We start from the raw sequence: 20514 nt of genomic DNA, 5'->3' as shown, positions 1-20514 counted from the left end.
TGGCCGCACGACGTTTCGTCGCGTGGCAGAGAGAAATGAAAGACGCTTAGGTCGGCGTATGCTCATGGCTGAAAGCCGCCACTTCTCGCACCAGGCTTTCGGCTGCCAACATCACCAGTGCCCGCCCCTTCTCAGGCGTTGCCTGAGCGGGATCCGAACCCATACGTCCGTCTGGATAGCGGGCACGGAAATCGTGTGCCTCGCGGATCGGGCCAGAGTCTGCGATCTGCGGTGAGTAATGCGCCTCCTTGATCGCCTCAGGATACGCCCATTGGGTAACGGCTATTTCCGAAGGGGTCGCATGTGCGCCGTGCCCTGTGGGAAATTGCTCACGCGCCAGATCAGTTACACCGTCAAGGTCCCACCAATTGACCAGCTTGAGCGCGAATCCCGCCGGACGCCGGGCGAAGCTCGCTTCGGCATAGAGTTCGGAAAACGCCGCTTCAATCGAAGCCACATTTCCACCATGGCCGTTGAGGAACAGGATCTTTTCAAACCCGTGCGCCGCCAGCGAACGCACCCAGTCGCCGATCGCGGCAATGAACGTCGACGGCCTCAAGGAGAGGGTTCCGGGGAACGCCAAATGGTGTTGAGCCATACCAATATTGAAGGTCGGTGCCACCAGAATATCTGCGTTTTTGTGCGCCTCTCGGGCGATGATTTCAGGGCACATCCAATCGGTGCCCAAGAGTCCAGTGGGGCCATGCTGCTCATTCGAACCGATCGGAATGATGATCGTCTGGCTGCGCTCAAGGTATTGACCAATTTCGGACCACGTCGACAGATGCAAAAGCATTCGAATGCTCTCCTTAGGGGATCGTTGGAAACAGGAATCAAGGCTTGGCGCGCATCAGTCACGCCGGTGATGACGATGGTGCATCGGTGGCGATAGCCGAGCAAGAGCAACAAAAACCAGTCAACGTTGCCTTTAGAGCAACACCTCTTTTGCTGCTGTTCCGCAGATTGCGTTCCCCATTGGCTTAGTATCCTGGTTCTGCTACCATTTTTGACCGATCATTCTTAAACCACGGCATAAACCATGGCCAGACCCAGAGAGTTTGATGAAGAGCAGGCGCTAAACGCGGCTGTCGAGGTCTTCCGTGAGCACGGGTTCGAAGGAACCTCAGCGGTCATGCTGACCGAATCCATGCGAATTGGTCGTCAGAGCCTGTACGCGACGTTCGGTGACAAATGGAATCTGTACCTCGCCGCTCTACGCCACTACAGCTCAAGCGAGGTTACGGCCCATCTGGCAACAGTGCGAGGGCAATCCGATGGCTACGCTGGCATCGCCGCATTCCTTGACCGGGTCGTGCACGAGGCCCATCGCGGCTGCCTGGGGATTGGCTCGATTTGCGAGTTTGGGGATACGGAATCCGAGATCTCTCAGATTCGCCAGACGATGGGAAGCGTTCTGCGAAACGGCGTTGCCGAGCAGGTGCGCATCGCTCAGTCGGAAGGCCACATATCGCCGGATCTTGACCCTGAATCAGTCGTCGATTTTTTGCTCGCCAGTGTCACTGGAATCCGGATCGCAGCACGAGGAGGAGCGGATCAGGCTCACCTCGCATCCCTCAAAGAAATGGCATTACGCGCGTTGCGATAGACGCTTTTTTTACCCCATTCTGGACTGATCGTTCAATAACGGAGAACCCCATGAAAGCTGTCAAAGTCATCCCATCGGGCGAGAGCGTCGTGCTGACGTACGAACAGGTTGAGCCGCCTGTGTCGGGCCCTCATCAGGTCACCGTCGAGGTTTCGGCCATCGGCGTGAACTTTATGGACCTGGCCGCAAAAACCGGCGCAATGGGCGGTAATTACAGGCCGGACGTCCCTGGCGTCGAAGGCGCTGGCCGGATCGTAGCAATGGGCGCCGAGGTAACGGGTTTCCAGATCGGAGATCGGGTCGCCTGGGTTTTCGTTCGGCACAGCTACGCTCAGCAAATCGTTGCGGACGTGGATGCGCTGGTGAAAATCCCTGACGACATCGATGATCACACCGCCGCCGCGGTGATGATGCAAGGCCTGACCGCAAGCCACTTCGCGACCTGCTTTTATCCCGTCCAGCCAGGCGACATCGCGCTTGTGCATGCGGGCGCCGGTGGTTTGGGTCGGTTGCTGACACAGATCATCAAACTCCGAGGCGGCACCGTCATCAGTCGCGTTTCCAGCGAGGCGAAAATAGCCGTTGCCAAGGCGGCGGGCGCCGACCACGTCATCGTCAGTGACAACGGGACGTTCGCGCAAGAAGCGATTCGTCTGTCCGCAGGTGAAGGCGTCCACGTCGTTTACGACGGGTCAGGACCTGCCACCTTTCAGGGATCGCTCGACGCATTGCGTCGAGCCGGCACGTTTTGCTGGTACGGGCCCGTGCTAGGCGGCCCCGGCCCCATTGACATCATGAGCTTGCCGAAAAGCATCAAGCTTGGGTATGCCGTGTTTTTCGACCATATTCATACGCCGGATCTGCTGAGGGAGAAGGCCGGGCAACTGTTCGATTGGCTACGCTGCGGAGCACTTACCATTGAAATCGGCGGCGTGTATCCGCTGGCTGATGCAGACAAGGCATTGACCGACCTTCAAAGCCGGAAGACCACGGGAAAGCTCATCCTCATTCCATGATGCAGCCACCACTCCTCGCCTGCCGGTGCAACAGGCGAGGGAATGGTCTGCCCCATCACCTGCAATGATCCTCCGTAAGGCAGGCGATTTGACGCTCCATAGCAGCAGAGAGACCGCTAGAGATGATCCGCGTCGATCACCGCCTGAGCGAAAGCTTGTGGAGCCTCCTGCGGCAGGTTGTGGCCGATGCCGCCGCTGATCAGGCGATACTCGTACTTGCCGGTGAAGCGTTTGGCGTAAGCCTCGGCGGGTGGGTGTGGCGCGCCGTTCGCGTCGCCTTCAAGGGTGATCGTCGGAACACGGATGGATGGGAAGCCCGCCAGTTTTTTCTCGATAGCATCGTATCTGGGCTCTCCTTTGATCAGGTTCAGGCGCCAGCGATAGTTGAAAACCGAGACGGCGACGTGATCCGGGTTTTGCAGGGAAGCGGCGCTGCGATCGAACGTCGCGTCGTCAAAATCCCACTTGGGTGAAGCCAGCTTCCAGATCAGCTTTGCGAAGTCATGGGTGTTCTTCTCGTAACCCTGACGACCACGCTCGGTGGCAAAGTAAAACTGGTACCACCACTGCAACTCTGCCGCCGGTGGCAGCGGTGTCTTGCCTGCCGCCTGGCTGCCAATCAGGTAACCGCTCACTGCGACCAGCGCTTTCACCCGCTCCGGCCACAGCGCTGCGACGATGTCGGCGGTACGAGCGCCCCAGTCATATCCGCCAAGCACGGCCTGCTTAATCTTCAAGGCGTCCATGAAGTCGATCAGGTCGGTGGCCAGCGCCGCCGGTTGTCCGTTGCGCAGCGTCTTGGTTGAGAGAAAACGTGTGTCGCCGTACCCACGAGCGGACGGGATGAGCACGCGGTAGCCTTTTTCGGCGAGGGCCGGCGCGACATCGGTGTAGCTATGAATGTCATACGGCCAGCCGTGCAGGAGAATGACCACCGGGCCATCCGCCGGTCCGATCTCCGCGTAGGACACATCCAGCAATCCTGCCTTGACGTGCTTCAGTTCGCCGAAGGATGTAGTCGCCCCCGGTGTGATTGCGCGAATCGTGGACGCCGGTACATCGGCAGCATTGGCTTGGGAGAACCCTACGCTCATCGCTCCAAATTGCAGAAAAGCGGCCACCAGAAGAAAGGGGGCAGCAGTGCGCAGGCGTCGAGGTCTGTCAGGCGATTTCAACAGGGTCATCTTCATGGTGTTTCTCCGTATCGAACCGCCATCCAGCGGCTCGGTGTGTTGAATCAGTTGTGGATGAATCAGTGGTCGACCTTTGTCGCGTCGAGCCTTACGCGCAATGGCCGAAAGGCTTCGCGCAACTCTTCGCTAAACAATTGCGGTTGCTCCCACGATGCGAAATGACCGCCCTTGCTGACCTGGCTGTAATAGGAAAGTGATGGGTACGCGCGTTGCGCCCAGCTTTTCGGCGCCTGATAGATCTCGTGCGGGAACACTGTGATCGCCACCGGAACCTTGATGTTGGTGGTTTTCTGCGCGACGGCGCTGAAGTTGTTGTTGTTGTTTTCCCAATAGAAACGCGATGACGACGCGCCAGTGTTCGTCAGCCAGTACAGGCTGATGTCATCCAGCATTTCGTCACGGGTGAGCACGCGTTCAGGCTGACCGCCGCTGTCCGTCCAAGCGGCGAACTTCTCGTACATCCACGCCGCAGTACCGGCTGGGGAGTCCGCAAGCAGGTAGCCAATGGTCTGAGGGCGGGTGACCATCATCGCCCCGTACGCGGCGTTGCGGCCGAAGAACGTGCTCAGGGCATCAAACGCTTTACGCTCAGGTTCGGTCAGCCCTGCCGGTGCGGGATCCCCGCTGTTGATCGGTTTGACCAGCTCAGGGGGTACGGTTGCAGGCATGTTCAGGTGAATACCCAGCAGCCCGGGCGGATTAAGACGACCCCATGCATCAGAAATCACCGAGCCATGATCCCCACCCTGCGATACGTAATATTTGTAGCCAAGACGCCTCATCAGCACGTCCCAGGCTTTGGCAACGCGGTCAGGCCCCCAGCCGAGTTCGGTGGGCTTGCCGGAAAATCCATGTCCGGGAATAGAGGGAATGATGACGTCGAACGAATCTTTGACCTTACCGCCGAACGCCACCGGATCGGTCAGCGGCCCGATGGTTTTAAGAAACTCGAATTGCGAACCAGGCCATCCGTGTGTCAACAGCAACGGCATTGCGTTGGGGTTGCGCGACCGAACGTGAATGAACTGGATGTCGACGCCGTCGATGGTGGTGATGAACTCAGGCAGTGCATTGAGCTTCGCCTCGGCCTTGCGCCAGTCATAACCGTCGCCCCAGTATTTCAAGAGTGCTTGAACCTGAGCCAGTTGCACGCCCTGAGCGTCATTATTGACGGTCTCTTTATCGGGCCAGCGGGTCGCCGCGATGCGCTTGCGCAAATCGATCAACTGGGCTTCATCGACATGAACCCGATAAGGTCGAATCGAATCGGAAGCGGTCGTTGCGGCGGTGCTGGACGACGCACCGACAGCAGTGCTCGCCGCCCATGCACCGCCACTCGTTATCAACGCCAGCCCCAGTACACTCATCCTCACGGAGGACGTCAGATCAGAGCGCAAAGTGAAACCCGGACAAGCTACAGGCATTTTGAATCTCCTATCAGTAAGTGGCCGACCCGGAGGCGACCGTTACCGGAGTTTCCCTCGTGGGACGGTGGGATCCGGTGCATCCAGGCTCCATCAGATCACCAGGACCCTGCGCCGGACGATTGCACCATGGTGTCGATCGATACCAAGGTATGACTTGCCACACACGACAGACGCATGTTGCTGTTGCAGGCTTGAACGGTGCGGCTGGCGGTGACGGCAGACAGCCCGCACGCCATCGTTGCAAGCGCAAATGCACGTAAAAAAGGATGTGAATGAACACAGACTCGGTATCCGGATCCGCCGCCAATATGCCGATGGCCACCGCTCAGTGGGGCATCGTTGGACTGTGCATGCTGTTCAACCTGATCGATGGCCTGGACGTCATGGCCATGGCGTTCACGGCAGGCAGCGTTGCCGAAGAGTGGAGCCTGAACGGCGTGCAGACCGGCATGCTGCTCAGCGCAGGACTGGTCGGCATGGCCTGCGGCTCCATCGTCGCGGCGCCCATTGCCGTGCGTCATGGTCGTCACAGGTTGCTGGTAATCAGCCTGCTGCTGAGTGGCGTGGGCATGCTCATCTCGTTCAAAAGTCCGGGGATCGGACCGCTGCTGAGCGCACGCTTCATGACCGGCATCGGCGTCGGGGTGATGCTGGTGATGGCAAATGTGTTGACCTACGAACATGCCAGTCCAGATCGGCGCGGGTTGGCGGTCGCACTTCAGTCGATGGCCTTCGCCCTGGGTGCCGTGTTGTGTGGCGCGCTTGCCCATGGATTGAATGACACCGCCGGATGGCGATACGTTTTCCTGACTGGCGGCTGTATCACGTTGGGCGCAGCGGTCATCGCCGCGTGCTGTTTTCGCGAGTCGCGGCACGGCCAGGCGTTCAGCCATGACACGCGTGAGCGGCCACTTCATGGAGAGGATCCGCCCCGGATGATGCGCAAGGACGCGTATCGGTTGCTGTTTTCCGCAGAGCAATGGCAAAAAACAGCTTCGTTGGCGTTGGCATTTTTCCTCCTCATGTTCGGCTTTTATTTCGTGATGAGCTGGACACCGACTCTGCTGATGCAGAGCGGTTTCTCCGAGCACAACGGAGCCGCAGGCGGCATGCTCCTCAACGCCGGCGGTATGCTGGGTGCGCTGACCGTGGGTTTGGGGGCCAATCGATTCGGCTGTCGTCAACTGCTATTGGGCTGCTTGCTACTCAACACAGGCCTGATGGCAATCATGGTTCCAGTGACGCAGGTGCCAGGACTGTCCATCGCGGCGGGCTGCCTGGCGGGCCTGCTGCTGAACGGTGCAGTGGCGGCCCTGTACAACCTGACGGCACAAGCGTTCACCGCCCCTCTGCGCACCAGCGGCGTCGGTCTCGTCCTGGCCACGGCACGCCTGGGTGCGATCCTTTCTCCGGCGGTGGCGGGACTGTTGCTCGACTCCGGCTGGACCCATCAAGGGCTGTTCACGTTTTATGCAGGCAGCCAACTGCTGGCATCGCTGCTGCTCTGGTTTCCCGGGAGACGCGCCTGAACGGATTACCCATGGGGCGCGTACGGATGCCTTCGGTCAGACGGGTCCAGTCCAGCGCTGAAGGATCGGCAACCGCCGGCCCGGGTACTTTCGCCACCAGCACAGCCTCGGCGATGGGTTCGAAGTCGGCGCGAAAATGCACCGAGCTTTTATTGACCAGAATCCTCATGCGTTCAGGTTCGATGCCTGCGACCCGGTAGAGATTGCGATCAAACATTTGTGCCTTGTTAGAACTGACGGCTATCAGAACGCCATCGATCCTGAGACACGCCACCGGACCCAGCTGCGCGAGCATGCCTTGCATCATCGGGCCGTCGAAACGGCAACGACCGTCGGACAGCGACATCACCTCAAAGCGGCCGTATAGAGGTTGGTCCCCCGCAACGTTCGGGCAGCCGCCTAACCCAATATCGATGAAGGCCCCAACACCGGCGTCATGGGCGGCGTGCGCCGCTTGCGGATCCCAGATCAGACCAATCGCGGCGTTCACTGCGCCGTTGCGTATCAACGCCCGCAGCATTCCCGTAGTGTTGGAGTCTGCGCCAGCGCCCGGATTGTCCTGGGTATCGGCTATGATCACGGGCTTGCTCGCCCCTGCACTGAGCCGCATCGCTTCCTGAACGGCGTCATCGGGCTCGAGCAGCGTGACTGTCCACTGCGCCTCCTCGGCCAGCAGCAAATCGTACAGCGCCGAGACCGCCTGCTGGACGGCGGCAGGATCACTGCCATGTCCCCAGATGGCTGGGCCGCATTCGGGAAAATCCGCCGCCGGGAATCCCGGGGAGAACGACAGCGACTGCACCCCGTCCGTTTCGAGCTCGGCCAGACGACCGTAGAAGGACCTGGCAGGATCGAGCAGCGTACACATGCCATTGATGGGGATCAGAAACGGTATCCGTTGCATGACCGATCGATACGGTTCGGCCCGAGTCACTCGCTGCTCCAGCAACTCAGCGGCCCGGCGTCCCGTCTCTGCCAGATCGACATGCGGGTACGTGCGGTAGGCGACCAGCGCGTCTGCGTGATGGAACATCTTCTGAGTGAGGTTCGCGTGCAGATCCAGCGACACCACGATCGGCAACTGAGGCCCTACGATCGCCCGCAAACGCTCCAACAATGTCCCTTCCCCGTCGTCCGTATGTTCGGCGACCATCGCGCCGTGCAGATCCAGATAGATGGCATCGAAATTCCACTGGCGGGCCGCGTCGGTAATCTCACCGACGATGCGTTCATAGGCACTCTGCTCGACGTGCGCACTCGGGCTCGCCCCCGCCCAGATCACCGGTAGCAGTTCATGACCCGCTTGCTCAGCGGCCTGGATGAAACCACCGGCAGCGACGTTGACATCGCGCAATTCAAGTACCGCTGCGCCACGGGCCATCATTGGAAAGCCCTCGCCTTTTTCGAAGCTTACGTATGTCGCCCTGGAGGGTGCGAACGTATTGGTCTCGTGCTGGAAGCCTGCGATCAGTATCCGCATGTTCATGAACCTCACTCCTGAAACCCGCATTCGTCAGAAATCGGCCTGCTGCGATGACCGCTCACTGCACAGGCAACGCGCTTGCGATTGATTGCTCCGGCGCACGACTGGCCAGCAATAACAGCGCTCCGACGACCAGCAGCGACGACATCAACAACAGGCCGCTGCTGGTGGTCCCGGTCGCCGTTTTCGCCCATCCGATGATAATCGGGCTGAAAAAGCCGCCGGTCTGGCCGATGCTGTTGATCAAGGCGATTCCGCCTGCCGCGCTATCGCCTTTGAGGAATTGGCCAGGCATGGCCCAAAACACGGTATAGGCCACCCAGCTCATGGAAGTTGCAACGATCAGGCTCACCATCGTCCAGAAAAGATTGCCGATGATTTGCGTACTGCATGCCAATGCCACAGCGGCGATCAACGCGGGGATGGCACTGTGCAGCCGTCGCTCCCCGTGTCGATCGGAGCTGCGGCTGAAAACAATCATTGCGACCACCGCCGCGACGTAAGGAATGGCCGTGTACAGTCCGATTTGTTTGATGTCGGCAATTCCCGCGTCTCGTAGCAACGTCGGTAACCAGAAGCTGGTCGTGTAGATGCCGTTCAAAAGACAGAAATAGGCTGCCGCAAGCAGGTAGATTTTTGGATCACGCATGACGGCCTTGAACGAGTGGTGGGGGGCCTTTTCCACGTTGACTTGCGCCGCCAGTAATCGCTTTTCATCTGCGCTTAACCAATCCGCATCTGCCGGTCGATCGGTCAGATAGAACCAGGCAACAACGCCGAGTGCCGCACAGGGCAGCCCCTCCAACAGGAACATCCACTGCCACCCCGCCAACCCACCGTGACCGGCGAAGGCGTCCATGATCCAGGTGGAAACGGGCGCTGCAAAAATGCCAGCCAGGGGCGCCGCCAACCAGATGATCGACATCACACTGGCCATGCGTTTCTGCGCATACCAATAGGTCATGTAGAAAATCATCGCAGGAGCGAAGCCAGCTTCGAACACGCCGAGGATGAAGCGCAATACATAAAAGGTGGTTTGGCTCTGGACGAACAGCATGCTCGTCGACGTCAGCCCCCACAACACCATGATCCGGCCCACGGTGCGGCGCACGCCGACTTTTGGAAGCATCAGATTGCTGGGGACTTCAAACAGCACATAGCCCACGAAAAACATACCGGCGGCGATACCGTACACCTTGTCGTTGAATCCCAGATCCGCCTGCATCTGCAATTTGGCGAAGCCGATGTTGACGCGATCCAGATACGCGAAGACGTAACAGAGGAGCAGAAACGGCAACAGCCTCCAACTGATCTTGCGATACAGGCGGGACAGTGCATCTGGATTATTGTTGTTGTTCGATTCGACTGACATGGCCAGACCTCGTGTGGGTAAGCCAGGCGCAAGGTGATCGCCTGCTCGATGGCCCAATCGTCCGTCGCAGAGGCCGATGCAGCAAGAGCAACTTATTGCTGCTATCGTTGCCATTCGAGCAACGGAGGTGAACATGCGCGAACTCAACCAGCGTCGAATACGCTACTTCTACGAGGTGCTCAAAAGCGGATCGATCCGGGGCGCTGCAGACAATCTGAACACAGCGCCTTCGGTCATTACCCGGCAGATCAAACTGCTGGAAAGCGAGGTGGGCGCGCTGTTGTTCGAGCGTCAGGCCCGGGGTGTGCAGCCCACTGCGGCTGCCCACTACCTTCTGGACTTCTGGCGCGGCTGTCAGTCTGAGCAGGAGCGTCTGGAAGACCAACTGAATGCACTGATGGGCTTGCAAACCGGTGAGATCCGCATCGTTTTGAGTCAGGGCTATGTGGACGGGCTTATGGAGTCAGTGCTCACCGATTTTTGTACGACCTATCCCGGGCTCAGGATAATGATGGACATTCTGCCGGTGGACGAGGTGCTCACCGAAGTTGCGCAGAACAAAGCCCACATCGGACTGGCCTACAACCCCTCCCCTCACCCCGAAATCGAATACCGGCGCAGCGCTTCGCAGCCGGTGGAACTGCTGGTGCATGCACGTCATCCTCTGGCGTTGCGCGGCACTGCGGTGGAGGTCAGGGAGCTGCTCGACTACCCGCTCGCTCTCATGCCCCCGGAATATGGCCTCGGCCAAGCCGTGCGCTGGGTCGCTTTCTCGGAAAACCTGCAACTGCACCCCACCTTGGTCACCAACTCGCTGGAAGGGCTGCGACGTTTTGTAAGCCGGGGCAACGGCATCACGTTACTGGGTGGATTTGCGGACTCTTTGAGTATCACAGGAGACGAACTCGTCGCGCTTCCCATCAACCACAGTTTTTTCCAGAGCGCTCACGCACGCCTGTTGGTAAAAGCCCGGCGCCCGTTGTCCGCTGCTGCCGAAGAGTGCCTGAACTGGATTACCGAGCGCATGCCGCTCTTCGCACGGGATCGTTAGCCGTCGTTATCAGGCGACCGGACGCGGGAAGATCCGGCCGTTCCGATGACCGCCGAGGCAGCCCGCGTGAAGGGTCCCATCACTCAACGTCCGGGCATCAGAAACTCTCGGGGCGACTCACCCATGACCCGACGAAACATCGCACTGAACGCGCTGGCGCTGGTATAGCCCAGGTCGCGAGCGATCACGCCTACTGACTGGCCCTGTTCCAGCCGATCCAGTGCGGTGGCCAGACGTACCTGCTGCACCCAGTGACGAAACGTGAGCCCGGTTTCCTTGAGGAACAACCGGATTAACGTTCGCGAACTGGCCCCCACTTTATCGGCCCAATACTCCACAGACTGCGCGTTTTCAGGCCTTGCCAGGATGGCCTCGCAGACGACTGCCAGGCGACGATCCACCGGCCACGGTATCTGCACCGGCAGGCTACGAGACCGCTCGAGCTCACTGAGAATAAGCGCAACGATATGCGCGTTCCGGCTGTTCTGCGGGTATTCAACCGGCTGGTCGGCAAGCGCCAGGATCAGCTCACGCAGCATCACCGACACCTCCACCACCTTGCACATGGGCCCGAATACACCGCAGGCCTGCGGATCGATATACACCGAACGCAACTTGACGGGACTCAACATCAATTGATCGTGCACCACCCCGGCGGGAATCCACAAGGCTCGCCTGGGCGGGAGATACCAGAGCCCGTTCTGTGCCGAAACGCGCATCACCCCGGCGCACGCGTAGAGCACTTGCCCATGCCGGTGGGTGTGCGGCGCGTTGAAGGCCCCGGTTTGTTGATTGCGCACCAGAACCGTCATTGGCCGAGTGACATCCCGATAGTCCAGGTAATCCTCGCTGCGACCCGTTTGCGTAACACAAACGGCGGCAGTCCGAACCTCTCTTTCCATCAGGCTATCTCCCTGCCATCAAGCGGCCGCACACCGCTTGCTCCATCACAGGTTGTCACTTTCGCGATGATTATTGGCATTTGTCGTGTCTCGATCATTTCTACCATCACCCTCGTTCCAATCACTCACTGAGGGCCTTTCATGAAAGCGTCTCACCCCCCCATCAGCAGCAGACATTCGATCACAGCCGTCGTCGGTCTCTTGGTTCTTTCGATCGCGTTGCGCCCTGCCATCGTATCGATAGGCCCCATCCTGCTTTTGATCCAGCAGCACTTTCATCTCAACTTTACCCAAGCAGCACTCCTGACCTCGATCCCTGACGTGTGCATGAGCATTTTCGCCCTGGGAGCCCCCAAGTTGATACAACGCTTTGGTACCGACCGCTGCGTCGTAGTCGCCCTGACCCTGCTTGGCGCCTCTACCCTGCTGCGGGCGCTTTCGCCAAGCCCCCTCTTCCTGCTGGGAAGCACATTCCTTATCAGCGTAGGGATTGCCGTGGCAGGAGCACTGATCGGTGGCTGGATCAAGTCACACTTCCCCCATCGCGCAGCCTTTTTCATGGGTATTTACGCGGCAGGCCTGAGTCTGGGTGCCACCTTGGGTGCGGTTTTCGCAGCGCCGATCGCCGAGCTGACCCAGAGCTGGAGATTCAGCGCAGGCGTCTGGAGCATTCTGTGCGTGACCGCCGTGATCAGCTGGGTCTGGATGAGCCGGTACTTCGTCACCGGGGCTCAGGGTGCGAAAACGCACATCAAACCCGCCGTCCCCTTGCCGTGGGCCGATCCGCAAGCGTGGCTGGTCGCACTCAACTTCGGCGCCGGTCAGTTCGTGGTGTACGCCCTATTTGCCTGGCTAGCCCCCGCGTCATCCGAGACGGCAATCAGCCAACTACCCTCCGGCGTTCTACTCGGCGTGTTCACGGCCGTGTTCGCGATAGCCAGTGTCGGGGCGGGAATGATGCCAGGCAACGCACACGATCGTCGTCTGATGCTAGGGGCTTCATCTTTGCTCGCAGCACTGGGAATGGGCGGTCTGTGGCTCGCTCCAGGACTGGCGCCCACCCTTTACGTGGTTCTCGCTGCAATAGGACTGGGCATGGGCTTCACCGTAGCCATGACGCTGCCATTGGATAACGTCGCAACACCCGAGCAAGCCAGCGCCTGGACCGTCTTTATGCTGTTCATCGGGTACCTGATCGCGGCACTCGGCCCCCTCAGCTTCGGCGCACTGCGGGACCACACCGCAAGCTACACGCTGTCGTATGAAATGCTCTTTGCAGTCACGGTCCTGATGGTCTGCTTCGCACCGATGCTCAAACCCGCCAGGACTTCCCGCCTGGCGGCAACGATCGAACGCAAGTTGATGAGGTAGGCGTTTAGAGCGGCAGCCATTTGTATCGCTCTGTGTACCGATTGCCTTCCTACACGAAACGATGCGCCGAGGCCCGCTGCGCGACACATTCGAGATACCTCGGCGTCGTTCAATGGCTTCCATCGGGGCGACGCACAGGCGCCTCAGCTCAGCACGTTTACTGACCGACGACCATGAGGACACAGAAATGAAATCGAAACTGACGCTCGCCGCTTGCCTGTTCGCCGCCTTGAACGTTTGCACCTTCGCCGCTCGGGCCGAGGCCTCCTCCTTTGCAGGCCTCGCCTCTGCGCCGGACATTCAGCACGTGCTGTCGTCGAGCCAGGAGCCGTCAGCCACCTGCGGTTTGGTGACGACCCATATCACGTACCTGGACGCCAAAGGTCAGACCCGGATGCTCGACTACTTGAAGCCTGCGGACAATTGTCATAACCAGAACGGTTGAGTGCGAGGTGCGTCAGGCGCGTCAGGCGCGTCAGGTTCGGCGTGACGCGTCATTGACTCAATCGGCCGCACGGGCGGGTCGATGACTGGACGACCTGGCCGTCCTGCTGCCCTGCCACAGAGGACACTGGCGACACCAAAGTATGATGGGCGGGCGCCCAAAGGATGGCGCATCCTTCCCGGATAGTGACTGCTAAGGTGAGAACGGGCATGCCGAATGACTTCGACCGCGTTGTCGATACGCTACCGGGTATCGCATTCACCGCGTCGCCCGATGGCGCCTTCGGCTACGTCAATCATTGCTGGCGCGCCTACTCCGGCCTGAGCCTCGAGCAGTCAGCAGCAATGGGCTGGCTGTCTGTCATACATCCCGCAGACCGGTCGCACATGCTCGCATACTGGGCATCAGCCACCCGTCGTGGCCACGCCGATGACATTGTCATTCGCCTCCTGCGACGCGATGGTCTCTATCGCCGTTTTCTGCTTCGGGCCAATGCGATGTGCAACGAAGATGGCCAGCTTGCGAAATGGTGCGGCCTGTTCATCGACATCGACACCCTTCCAGCGCAATCCAGCCAGCAGCAGTCCGACAAGATGGACGTCACCTCGATCATCGACAGTATCCCCGCGATGGTGGCGTTCATGACACCCGATGGCGAACTTGAGCAGGTCAATCGGCAGATCAACGACTACATCGGGTTGCCGTTCGACGCGCTGAAAAACTGGTCAACCAGCGGCACGATTCACAGTCAGGATCTGGCTGCCGTGACGGCGGCCTGGACTCACTCGATCCATACGGGTGAGCCCTACGACATCGAGCTCAGGATCCGCCGATTCGACGGCGTTTATCACTGGTTTCATGTGCGCGGCCTGCCGATTCGCGACCAGCAGGACCGCATCGTTCGCTGGTGCGTGCTGCAGGTCGACGTTGACGAACGTAAACGGGACAAGGCCTTGATCGTCAAAGCCCTGCGCGAGGTCAGTGCCTCCGAAGACCGGATGCGCAACCTGATCGACGCGGTGCCGGGGTTCGTGTGGAGTGCGGCGCCCGATGGCAGCGTCAGCTTTGTTAATCAACGATGGTGTGATTATACGGGGATGACCGCCGATCAATCGCGGGGATCTGGATGGACCGCCACCGTTCACCCGGACGATGCTCAGGCACTGGAAGAGTATTGGGTGAAGCTGCTTGCGTTGGGTCATGCAGGGGAGTTCGAAGCACGCCTTCGCCGCTTCGACGGTGCCTATCGCTGGTTCCTGATCCGTACCGTGCCGCAACGCGATGAGTCCGGCGCCGTGGCGAGCTGGTTCGGCGAGAACACCGATATTGAAGACCGTAAGCAGACCGAAAGGCTTCTGGCGGGAGAAAAACTGCTGTTCGGCATGATGGCCGCAGGCTCGCCGCTGAGTGCCATTCTGGGAAAGTTATGCGAATTGGTCGAGGTAATGGTGGACGACTGCGGGTGCTGCGTGGCGGTGGTGGACCAGAAACGGTCGCACTTGTCGACCGACGCGGGCCTTCGGTTGCAGACCTGTGCGTCGCCAAATGCGCCCTCCGGTCTGATCCAGTTGGGCGACAACAGCGGCGCGGGTGTGGACACCTGCCCGACGATGGCGGCGGCCGTACTCAATGCCCCCGTCATCGTGAGCGATCTGACTGAAGAGAGCCGTTGGGAACGCTGGCGAGCGGTTGCCCTCGAGCAGGGGGTGCGGGCAATCTGGGCGCTGCCCATCACCTCCACCGGATTGGACGTAACCGGCGTACTCGCTTTCTATCCAAGGGCCCCTGCAACACCTTCACCCGAACAGAACAACCTCATCGCTCAATTCACGCACCTGGCGAGCATTGCCATTGAACGTGCGCGGGCGGACGCGGCACTGATGCAAAGCGAGGCGTTCCTGGCCAAGGCACAGCGCTTGAGTGCTACGGGAACATTCTCTTGGCGATTGGGGGCCGACGACATCATCTGTTCAGAGGAGATGTACCGCATTCTTGAGGTGGACACGAGCGTCAGGCCTACGCTCGACCTTCTATACCAGCGAATCCACCCGGACGACGTGTCGACCTTCAAAGAGGCGTTAAGGCTTGCGCGAGCCCCTGGAAGAGACTTCGAGCACGAACCTCGCCTGCTGATGCCTGGCGGTAAAGTGAAGTTCGTCCACCTCGTCGCCCACCTCATCCCGGACGCAAGGGGCGAGCTTGAATACATTGCGGCCGTTCAGGACGTGACACAACGCAGGGTGTCGGAAGAGACCTTGAGCAAGGTGCGCTCGGAGCTGTCGCACCTTGCCCGCGTTGCAAGCCTGGGCGCCGTCACCGCGTCGATTGCGCACGAGGTCAATCAACCGCTGGCGGGCATCATCACCAATGCCAGCACCTGTCTGCGCATGCTAGGGGCGGAACCACCCAACATCGAGGGGGCTCGGGAAACGGCACGCCGCACCATTCGTGACGGGAACCGGGCGGCGGATGTCATCAAGCGCCTGCGTGCGCTGTACGCAAAAAAGAGCATCAGCATCGAAGACGTTGACCTGAACGAAGCCGCACGTGAGGTCATTGCGATGATCCTGGGCGAGATGCAACGCAATGGCGTCATGATCCAGCCCGACTTCGCCGACGCGCTCCCGACGGTTCAAGGTGACCGGGTCCAACTCCAGCAAGTGATCCTGAACCTCATCTTGAATGCGGCCGAGTCTATGAACAAAGTCAGCAGCCGCTCACGGCGCATGCTAATCACCACGCGGGTCAATGAAAACCACGACGTGAACCTTGCGGTCAGGGACAACGGCAGCGGTTTTGATCTGCAGGATTCGGAGCGGCTTTTCAATGCGTTCTACACCACCAAAAATACCGGCATGGGCATCGGATTATCCATCAGCCGGTCAATCATCGAGCGGCATGACGGACGACTCTGGGCATCGGTGAACGAGGGCCCCGGTGCCACGTTCCAGTTTTCCATCCCGCAGGGCCTCGACCGTTCTTCCCCCGCGTGCGACGAACCCCTTGCCTCGCAAGACCTGAACGATGATGAGCGTCACGCCGAGAGGGATTTGAAATGAACATGCCATTACTCGTATCTGTCGTGGATGACGACGAGTCGGTGCGTGAATCGCTGCCGGACCTGCTCAAAGAGTTCGGATTCGCCGTTCAGGCCTTCTCCTCCGCACAGGCCTTCCTGGCGTCAGCCCATGTTGATCAGACGCGCTGCCTGATTCTCGACATTGCCATGCCTGGCATGTCCGGACCGCAACTGCAGCAAGAGTTGAAAGTTCGAGGCTTTTGCATCCCGATCATTTTCATCACCGCTCATGGGGATCTCAGCGAGCGGCCACGTTTAATGAGCCATGGTGCCGTGGACTGCCTGATGAAACCGTTCAGTGAAGCTCAATTGCTCAAGGCCCTGAGCGCGGCACTGCCGGTGGCCTGAGCGCCGCAAACGAATCCATGAGGAGACCGCATCTTGAACCTGACCACCCTACCCGCGCGCGATCGAAGCGCCGGGACAACAACCGTCGTCACACCCATCGTCTTCGTCGTGGACGACGACATTTCCGTGCGCGAATCCCTCGAATTGCTGATCCGTGTCGCCCAATGGGAACCACGCCTCTTCGAGTCCGCCCAGGCCTTTCTCGATCATCCGCGGCCGTCAGTGCCCAGCTGTCTGGTGCTGGATATGAATCTCCCCGATCTCAGCGGCCTGGACTTACAGTCCTTGATCGCCCACGACGGTTCGTGCATGCCCATCATCTTCATCACCGGCTACGGAGACATTCCGGCAACGGTGCGCGCCATGAAAGCCGGCGCCGTCGAGTTTCTGACCAAACCGTTCGATGACGACGTCCTGCTCTGCGCCATCACCGACGCGCTTGAGACCAGCCGTGCCGCCCTGGAGCACGACCGACATGTGCAGGCCTTGCGCATCTTGTACGCGACCCTCACACCTCGCGAGCAGGAGGTCATGACGATGGTGGTGGCGGGAAGGATGAACAAAGTGATAGCGGCTGATCTCAACATCAGCGAAATCACGGTGAAGGCCCACCGTGGCAAAGTCATGCGCAAGATGAAAGTGCGTTCACTGGCTGATCTGGTCAAAACGGCAGCGACGCTTTCGCTCCCGGTGGCCTAGTCAAGCGATTGTGCACGTTGAATGCGTTGCTCGATCGCGTGCAGCTCACGAACGTCCAGCGTACCGAACCCTTCCGTTACCCATGACCGGCAAGCCCGGAGCAGCTCCGAGGCCTGCGTCCTGCGGCCCTGGTCCAGCCACAACCGTGCAAGGTCCATCGAAGTGCGCAGCTCCCAAGCACGGGCGCCCTGCTGGCGACTCAACTGGAGCGACTCAGTCAGAATCTCCTCCGCCAGACCCTCATTGTCTGGCTCAAGTGCCTGAACCACACCGGCCTGGATTCTCAACAATTCAGGCAGCGCGAAGGCGTCTCCGCTCTGGTGGCAGTGGTCAATGGTCCGGGCGAGGAGCGAGGCGGCCTTTTCATGCTGGCCCTCCATGATCAGTCCTTCCGCCAAGGCAATTTCGAACGAGGTGGTCAGCAGCTCATAACGCATGCCGTGCAGCTGATGAAGGCTTTCCTCCAGCACCGAGACAGCATTTCCCGCCGTTTTGGAGCGAATGGCAACGGCGGCCCGCAGCCCCTTCGCCGCCGACAGATAAGGTCTGAACGCATTCGCCTGCGATATTCGGCTAAAGGTGTCCAGGCTGGCCGTGGCTTTCTCCAGATCGCCGTTCCAGATATAGACGCAAGACGTCCAGATCACCGCTATACAAAACGTGACGGCGTGCTCGAGCTCCGCGGCTTCAGCTTCCACTTGTGCCGCCCAGGCCTGCGCCTGATCCGGGTGGCCCTGCAGCCAGAGCGTGCGCGCCAACGCCAGCCCTGTACGATTTCGATGATCAAACCCATAGTGGATTGTGTTGCTACGCCTGGACGGCAAACTGTGGCGCAGAGAGTTTTCCAGCTCTTGCCGCGCAAGGGTCTGGTTACCCAGCAAATGATGGGAGATGCCCGCAAGCGAAGCGGCGATGGCGGTCGCCTCAGGATCGCCGATCAACGCGCCCACCTGGACAGCGTGCTCAGCCCAGGCCAATGAGGATGCAAAATCGCCGATGCGTTCGTAAAAGATCTGCAACCGCCCGAGCAACCTCAGCTGCGACCAACGGTCGTTCAGCGAGACCGCAATATCCAGCGCCCGAAGCAACGCCTTTTCCGCAGCCTCGGTGTTGCCTTGGGTGAACATCAGCACGAGCCCCAGTGCAGCCTGAAGCTCCAGCTCGGCCGGGGTGCCGAAATAGCCCAATGAGAGCAACTCGGTCGCACGCGCACACCAGGTGCGGCACTCCACCAGTAACGAAAAATGCAGAAAAAGGTGAGTGCTCGCGGCAGCCAGCGGCAGCGCCAACCCGGGATCGCCATGAGGGCCGAAACTCCACTCAAGCGCGCTTCGAATATTGCCCAACTGGCTCGCCAGGCGTGCGGAACCCGTGAAAATTTCTTCTGGCGAGCCACCCAGTTTGCCAAGCAGATTCAGATAAAACGCCGCATGCCTGAAGGCCAGCGCATTCACCTCGCTGTCGCCATACAGGGTGAGCTTTTCGCGGGTGTAGGCCCGCGTCATTTCAAGCAGACGATACGCCGACATCGAATCCGAATGGTCCACAGTGACCAGCCCCTTGGAAGCCAGGTCGTCAAGGATCGCCGCCGCAGCGATCGAATCGATCTGCCGGTCAGCAATGACCTGAGCAGCCGCTTCCTGGGAAAAAGGCCCGACAAAAATCGAGAGACGCGCAAACGCCAGGCGCTCGGCAGGACTGAGGATGTCATAGCTCCAATCGAACATGGCGCGCAGCGTCTGATGCCGGGGCAGTGCCGTACGTCGCCCCGACCACCCGAGCGAGAAACGCTCGCCCAGCGACGTATGCGTCGGCTTCACCCCGTGGCTGGCGACACGCACCGCTGCGAGCTCAATCGGTAACGCCATGCCTTCCAGCCGCTTGCACATGTCCGCAATCAACAGGGCGTCACCCTCTCCAAGCGCCAGCGTTGTGTTGCTCGAAGTGGCCCGTTCCACAAACAACCTCAGCGCCGGGAACGCCAGGAGCTCGTCGCTGGCAAAATGGTGTGGTTCGGAAGGAAAATCCAGCGGGTTCAACCAGTGCACGTACTCGCCCTTGGCACGCAACGGTTCACGGCTGGTCGCCAGGAGCCCGACTCCCGGTGCGGCATCCCTGATCTGCTCGACAACCTCGCAGACGGCATCGATCACATGTTCGCAATTGTCGATGACCAATAGCAGTCTGCGTCCACGCAAGTGCGCCAGTAACACGAACAGCGGGTCTTCGGCCTGAACAGGAATGTCGAGCGACCCCGCGAGTGCGGAAGGCACCAGCGCCGCATCCTCCACCTGAGCCAGGTCCACGAAACGAACACGCTCATAGTCATGGCTGGCAATCTGGTGCGCGACATCCACCACGAGACTGGTCTTGCCCACCCCTCCGGGCCCCACGACGGTGAAAAGTTTGGGTTGCTGCAAATGATCGGCAATCAGCCTCACATCGGCCTCTCGCCCTATCAGCTTCGCTCTGGGCGGCAGGCTTCCCACACTACTGACATAGCCGACCGCTTCCACACCTGCCGACGCCGGCGAGTTGTCGCCAGGGGTCGCAGCAGGCTCTGGGTGAGTTTTCTCTATCGGTGTGACGAATGCATAGCCGACGCCTACCTGGGTGGCGATGTAACGCGCTCCGCCCTCACCGTCGGCGAGAATGCGACGAAGTGCGTTCATGTGAAACCGCAGACTCCCTTCTTCAACGACGATGTCGGGCCAGACACGGCGAATCAGCTCGCGTTTGGACAACACCCGACCAGGGTTTTCCAGCAGCGCAATCAGCAGATCCAGCGCGCGCCCGCCTATCTTGATGGGGATGCCATTCTTTGCGATCAGCCGCTTGGCCGGAACCACGCAGAACGGCCCAAACGCATACTGAGTACTGAGTGATTCGAGCAGCTCGCCTGAGGAGGGCTCCACAAGGATCGTTCTCTTGAAGGGTGGCGGTGTCTCGCAGTGAAAAGCCCTGCGCGCGGGTTCCTGCATGATAAGTGTTTT

Annotated in this window: 17 protein-coding genes; 9 read left to right on the top strand and 8 right to left on the bottom strand. The window is 59.9% G+C overall.

The window, feature by feature from the left end; all coding sequences use genetic code 11:
• Nucleotides 1–46: 46 nt before the first annotated feature.
• A complete protein-coding gene (locus BLS87_RS01065; RefSeq protein ID WP_074749551.1) occupies nucleotides 47–796 on the bottom strand; it encodes a creatininase family protein in 750 nt (249 codons plus the stop codon).
• Between the two features lie 243 nt (nucleotides 797–1039).
• Here BLS87_RS01065 and BLS87_RS01060 point away from each other — a divergent pair, with 243 nt between their 5' ends.
• Both BLS87_RS01060 and BLS87_RS01055 read left to right on the top strand, forming a co-directional pair.
• The gene (locus BLS87_RS01060) at nucleotides 1040–1606 is read left to right on the top strand and encodes a TetR/AcrR family transcriptional regulator (protein WP_074749550.1); all 567 of its coding nucleotides are present in this window, start codon (nucleotides 1040–1042) and stop codon (nucleotides 1604–1606) included.
• A 50-nt stretch (nucleotides 1607–1656) separates the two neighbouring features.
• Complete coding sequence (locus BLS87_RS01055) at nucleotides 1657–2622, top strand: quinone oxidoreductase family protein (RefSeq protein ID WP_074749549.1); 966 nt, start codon at nucleotides 1657–1659, stop codon at nucleotides 2620–2622.
• Nucleotides 2623–2738: 116 nt separating this feature from the next.
• Here the strand turns inward: BLS87_RS01055 and BLS87_RS01050 are convergent, their stop codons facing one another.
• A complete protein-coding gene (locus tag BLS87_RS01050) occupies nucleotides 2739–3812 on the bottom strand; it encodes an alpha/beta fold hydrolase (RefSeq protein WP_074749548.1) in 1074 nt (357 codons plus the stop codon).
• Nucleotides 3813–3874: 62 nt separating this feature from the next.
• Nucleotides 3875–5239, bottom strand: a complete 1365-nt coding sequence (locus tag BLS87_RS01045) for an epoxide hydrolase family protein (protein ID WP_074749547.1) — start codon at nucleotides 5237–5239, stop codon at nucleotides 3875–3877.
• Nucleotides 5240–5514: 275 nt separating this feature from the next.
• On the opposite strand from BLS87_RS01045, the gene BLS87_RS01040 reads away from it, so the two are divergent.
• Entirely contained in the window at nucleotides 5515–6771 is a 1257-nt protein-coding gene (locus BLS87_RS01040) for an MFS transporter (RefSeq protein WP_074749546.1), read from the top strand.
• On the opposite strand, the gene BLS87_RS01035 is transcribed toward BLS87_RS01040, so the two are convergent.
• Nucleotides 6704–8257, bottom strand: coding sequence for a M81 family metallopeptidase (locus BLS87_RS01035; RefSeq protein WP_083370565.1), 1554 nt, complete (start codon nucleotides 8255–8257; stop codon nucleotides 6704–6706). The genes BLS87_RS01040 and BLS87_RS01035 overlap by 68 nt on opposite strands.
• 55 nt (nucleotides 8258–8312) lie before the next feature.
• Entirely contained in the window at nucleotides 8313–9761 is a 1449-nt protein-coding gene (locus BLS87_RS01030; RefSeq protein WP_341845427.1) for an MFS transporter, read from the bottom strand.
• Between BLS87_RS01030 and BLS87_RS01025 the strand changes: the two genes are divergently transcribed.
• Nucleotides 9760–10677 carry a LysR family transcriptional regulator gene (locus BLS87_RS01025; protein ID WP_074749544.1) on the top strand — a complete coding sequence of 306 codons (918 nt, stop codon included), beginning with the start codon at nucleotides 9760–9762 and terminating at the stop codon, nucleotides 10675–10677. The genes BLS87_RS01030 and BLS87_RS01025 overlap by 2 nt on opposite strands.
• A gap of 83 nt (nucleotides 10678–10760) precedes the next feature.
• Here BLS87_RS01025 and BLS87_RS01020 read toward each other — a convergent pair whose 3' ends face one another.
• Both BLS87_RS01020 and BLS87_RS34530 read right to left on the bottom strand, forming a co-directional pair.
• Nucleotides 10761–11579 (bottom strand): AraC family transcriptional regulator, encoded by an 819-nt coding sequence (locus BLS87_RS01020; protein ID WP_074749543.1) that lies wholly within the window; start codon nucleotides 11577–11579, stop codon nucleotides 10761–10763.
• A 45-nt stretch (nucleotides 11580–11624) separates the two neighbouring features.
• A complete protein-coding gene (locus tag BLS87_RS34530; protein WP_244165794.1) occupies nucleotides 11625–11873 on the bottom strand; it encodes a hypothetical protein in 249 nt (82 codons plus the stop codon).
• Between BLS87_RS34530 and BLS87_RS01015 the strand changes: the two genes are divergently transcribed.
• From BLS87_RS01015 to BLS87_RS00990, 5 genes are all read left to right on the top strand, one after another.
• Complete coding sequence (locus BLS87_RS01015) at nucleotides 11781–12950, top strand: MFS transporter (RefSeq protein ID WP_244165785.1); 1170 nt, start codon at nucleotides 11781–11783, stop codon at nucleotides 12948–12950. The genes BLS87_RS34530 and BLS87_RS01015 overlap by 93 nt on opposite strands.
• Before the next feature lie 187 nt (nucleotides 12951–13137).
• Nucleotides 13138–13395 (top strand): DUF2790 domain-containing protein, encoded by a 258-nt coding sequence (locus BLS87_RS01010; protein WP_074749541.1) that lies wholly within the window; start codon nucleotides 13138–13140, stop codon nucleotides 13393–13395.
• 209 nt (nucleotides 13396–13604) lie between these two features.
• On the top strand, nucleotides 13605–16454 hold the full coding sequence (locus BLS87_RS01000) for a PAS domain-containing protein (RefSeq protein ID WP_083370564.1): 2850 nt from the start codon (nucleotides 13605–13607) through the stop codon (nucleotides 16452–16454).
• Nucleotides 16451–16822, top strand: a complete 372-nt coding sequence (locus BLS87_RS00995) for a response regulator (RefSeq protein ID WP_074749540.1) — start codon at nucleotides 16451–16453, stop codon at nucleotides 16820–16822. Before BLS87_RS01000 ends, BLS87_RS00995 begins: the two co-directional genes overlap by 4 nt.
• A gap of 33 nt (nucleotides 16823–16855) precedes the next feature.
• Nucleotides 16856–17521 carry a response regulator transcription factor gene (locus tag BLS87_RS00990; RefSeq protein ID WP_074749539.1) on the top strand — a complete coding sequence of 222 codons (666 nt, stop codon included), beginning with the start codon at nucleotides 16856–16858 and terminating at the stop codon, nucleotides 17519–17521.
• Here the strand turns inward: BLS87_RS00990 and BLS87_RS00985 are convergent.
• Nucleotides 17518–20436, bottom strand: coding sequence for an ATP-binding protein (locus BLS87_RS00985; protein WP_074749538.1), 2919 nt, complete (start codon nucleotides 20434–20436; stop codon nucleotides 17518–17520). The genes BLS87_RS00990 and BLS87_RS00985 overlap by 4 nt on opposite strands.
• Between the last annotated feature and the right edge of the window lie 78 nt (nucleotides 20437–20514).

The sequence above is a fragment of the Pseudomonas abietaniphila genome (assembly GCF_900100795.1).
GTDB lineage: Bacteria > Pseudomonadota > Gammaproteobacteria > Pseudomonadales > Pseudomonadaceae > Aquipseudomonas > Aquipseudomonas abietaniphila.
This window is presented reverse-complemented; position numbering and strand designations above follow the sequence as displayed.

Coding starts and splice junctions, on each gene's coding strand:
- BLS87_RS00995 (WP_074749540.1), top strand. CDS start 16,451: ATGAACATGCCATTACTCGTATCTGTCGTGGATGACGACGAGTCGGTG.
- BLS87_RS01050 (WP_074749548.1), bottom strand. CDS start 3,812: ATGAAGATGACCCTGTTGAAATCGCCTGACAGACCTCGACGCCTGCGC.
- BLS87_RS01010 (WP_074749541.1), top strand. CDS start 13,138: ATGAAATCGAAACTGACGCTCGCCGCTTGCCTGTTCGCCGCCTTGAAC.
- BLS87_RS01030 (WP_341845427.1), bottom strand. CDS start 9,761: ATGTTCACCTCCGTTGCTCGAATGGCAACGATAGCAGCAATAAGTTGC.
- BLS87_RS01025 (WP_074749544.1), top strand. CDS start 9,760: ATGCGCGAACTCAACCAGCGTCGAATACGCTACTTCTACGAGGTGCTC.
- BLS87_RS01045 (WP_074749547.1), bottom strand. CDS start 5,239: ATGCCTGTAGCTTGTCCGGGTTTCACTTTGCGCTCTGATCTGACGTCC.
- BLS87_RS01020 (WP_074749543.1), bottom strand. CDS start 11,579: ATGGAAAGAGAGGTTCGGACTGCCGCCGTTTGTGTTACGCAAACGGGT.
- BLS87_RS01035 (WP_083370565.1), bottom strand. CDS start 8,257: ATGAACATGCGGATACTGATCGCAGGCTTCCAGCACGAGACCAATACG.
- BLS87_RS01040 (WP_074749546.1), top strand. CDS start 5,515: ATGAACACAGACTCGGTATCCGGATCCGCCGCCAATATGCCGATGGCC.
- BLS87_RS01065 (WP_074749551.1), bottom strand. CDS start 796: ATGCTTTTGCATCTGTCGACGTGGTCCGAAATTGGTCAATACCTTGAG.
- BLS87_RS01000 (WP_083370564.1), top strand. CDS start 13,605: ATGCCGAATGACTTCGACCGCGTTGTCGATACGCTACCGGGTATCGCA.
- BLS87_RS01055 (WP_074749549.1), top strand. CDS start 1,657: ATGAAAGCTGTCAAAGTCATCCCATCGGGCGAGAGCGTCGTGCTGACG.
- BLS87_RS01060 (WP_074749550.1), top strand. CDS start 1,040: ATGGCCAGACCCAGAGAGTTTGATGAAGAGCAGGCGCTAAACGCGGCT.